Below are 2,646 nucleotides of genomic sequence, written 5' to 3'. Positions count from 1 at the left end.
ACAAGATTTTTCGACGATGTAGCTTGCAAAAATTATCAACTTGCCAATGACCGGACGTATAGTATTTATGCGGTTATTAGTGAGTATCGTGGTGCAAAATTTGTCTTTTGGTCTCCACGGTTTAGGGCGTTTGAAGGTTTGAAAAGATGTGCTTTTCACAGCTACTACGTATATATATTATACCATGTATATATATTATACCATCTATTTTGGAATTATGACTTCAAATTCTGTTTTATGGTTTGGTATATCTTTATAGCATCGTTAAAAAGTGTTTCGAGTTCTTCTGTTTTTGTTTCGTAGTACCTTCGGTTTTGGTTTATTCCATGAGCTATGCGGTTTCTCATTTTCCTTAATTTTATGAATTCTTTTGCTAAGCTTGGCGGAAATAGTTTTTCGATTTTGTTTTTTGCTTTCGCTCTGTAATCCAGGTTTGTTTCTTTTCCTCTTCCGTAGAGCATGACTGTTGCACCGCTGACTATGGCTTCAAATATCAACTGGATAGCCTTGAAGTATTGTTTTCTTTTGTGATAAAAAGCGGCTTTTTCATAAAATAGCTCTTCAACATGCTTGGCTTGCGATATTCTTTTTAGTTCTTTGTTCACGTTTATAAGGAAATAGTTCTGCGTTTCTTTCATCGTTGCAATAGTTCTAAGTTTATTTGCTGGTTCTTCCGATATGTCGTTTAGTTCGAATTGGTAGTATATTTCTTCCACTTCTTTTTGTTGGTCTTCTTTCAAAAATGTCAACAGGGGAAGGTTAAAATTCCCACTAAGTTCAAATGAAGCAAGTTGTTCGTCCAAAGCTATCATCTTTTCAAAAATCGGCATTTCAAGAACCTTTTTGGCTTTTTCTCCCAAATTCATATTGACATAGTAGATGTATATTTTCTTGAGACTTACGTACCTTGCCGGAAGTATTATACCAAGTGTCAATAATACACTAATGTTATTTGCATAAGTTATATCGATATATACGTTCTCTATATCCGTCGATAGATGTTGTATGATTGCTCTGAGTAGCGTCTGCTGGTACTCTATGTTATCTTCGTCTGTTTTTATACATCTAATCGATGGAAGTACTGTTATACTCGTTTTTGCTCCGTACGTTTCTGATATTATTCTTTCTAATTCTTTTATATCGTTCCTGCGGGCTTTTGTATTTTCATATCCAGCAAGTTCCTCAAGCGCTCTTATCTCGCAATCTTCTTCAGCAAATATTAATATTTTTGTCAGGTCTTTACGTCCTTTCACATATCTCGTCATGGCTCTTAAGAAGTACATTCCTGTAGCAGTAGAACCGTTTGAAAACTTGTATACCGATTTTTCAACCAAGATATTTTCTTTCGATGGAGTAAACAATACCACCATAGTGGACATATTCATCCCTGCCTTTCTTTACCTTTTGTTGAAATTAAAAATCCGAGCCATTAAAGGCTCGGGAAAAGTTCATGGAACGTTTTATTTATGCATACGCCTGAGTGCGTTCTGCTATGTATCTGTTAATTTTTCTTCTGAGATGAATATCGAGTTTGTTGTGTACGTGGTTTTCATGTCCTCTAACTTTTTCTAAACAGAGTCTGCATTTGAGTGACTTGGCTATATTCTTAAGCTCTTCTACGTATTTCACAACTTCTGGGTTTTGAGAGTTCACTTTCCCACTCAGTGCCTTCTTAATAATGTCTATGTCTGAGCACAGGACGATCACTGGGAATTTTTCGTCAAGTTTTTCCTGTTTTACGTAGTTCAGGGCGTAGAGTGCGGCTTTTAGTTCAGCCTCTACGTTTTGTAACTCCGTTGTTGCTTTGCTGACCTTGGCTACTATCTGTTCTCCGCCAAGGACCGGGGATGAAAGAAGAAATCCATAGGAAACGAATCCGTTTTTGTATGAACCATCGGTGTAAACTTTTAACATCTTTACCAACCTCCTCTTTGTCAGTTTAGTTTTAAAATGAACCGGACCTTGCACTTTCGTGTTCAGTCCGGTTGTTCCATTTGTACAGCTGACTTTTAAAACTTCTTTGTTCGTTTCCCATTGTTTTCATCGCTTTTTAAATCATATTCAAGTCCAAATACTTATTGATGCAATCATGTATTCCATGATTCTGAATACCTCAAGCAGCAAAACAACCGCGATAACACCAAATAACATCTTCTTTCCTAATATATTCTCACCTCCTACAAATGAAGTTTAAGTTTATTTTTCTATTGCACTTCCAATACACCTGCAATCACTTCAATGGTTCCGATTATACAACTGACATTTATACCTCACGCTCGATGTATCACTGTTTAAAACGATTCTTTCCATCCTTTTTCATCTTCACTCATACCTTAAACACATGCTGAAGGAAAAATCAGAACAGCTCCGCAAAAATCGGACGGTAGACTTAGACAGAGCACGAAACTGGCAGGAAAAAATGAAGGAGAGAAACGCTGAAGGAATGCTTTGATGGAATAAAAAAATAAGGCTCCGTACGTTGCGGAGCCTTTGCTCGTTTTGACACTGAGATGTTAAATAATACTTTCAATGCACATTCTTAACATCTCTTTCAGAAGAATAACCTTCCCAACATGAGGTTAGAAAGATTAGAGATATTTTAACAGTTGTTTTTAACTTTTTCGGTGAGGTCTCTTATAATCTAAG

General features: G+C 36.4%; 2 protein-coding genes. Both read right to left on the bottom strand.

Annotation, left to right across the window (positions count from 1 at the left end):
* Positions 1 to 215: 215 nt before the first annotated feature.
* Positions 216 to 1,379, bottom strand: coding sequence for a TM1812 family CRISPR-associated protein (locus BUA11_RS08225; RefSeq protein WP_072760372.1), 1,164 nt, complete (start codon positions 1,377 to 1,379; stop codon positions 216 to 218).
* Positions 1,380 to 1,464: 85 nt separating this feature from the next.
* Positions 1,465 to 1,914, bottom strand: a complete 450-nt coding sequence (locus tag BUA11_RS08220; RefSeq protein ID WP_072760370.1) for a ribonuclease HI — start codon at positions 1,912 to 1,914, stop codon at positions 1,465 to 1,467.
* Positions 1,915 to 2,646: the final 732 nt, after the last annotated feature.

Origin of the sequence: Fervidobacterium gondwanense DSM 13020 (assembly GCF_900143265.1) — a bacterium.
Lineage (GTDB): Bacteria > Thermotogota > Thermotogae > Thermotogales > Fervidobacteriaceae > Fervidobacterium > Fervidobacterium gondwanense.
This window is presented reverse-complemented; position numbering and strand designations above follow the sequence as displayed.

Excerpts from the sequence above, each read along its gene's own strand:
- BUA11_RS08220 (WP_072760370.1), bottom strand. The coding sequence starts at position 1,914 with ATGTTAAAAGTTTACACCGATGGTTCATACAAAAACGGATTCGTTTCC.
- BUA11_RS08225 (WP_072760372.1), bottom strand. The coding sequence starts at position 1,379 with ATGTCCACTATGGTGGTATTGTTTACTCCATCGAAAGAAAATATCTTG.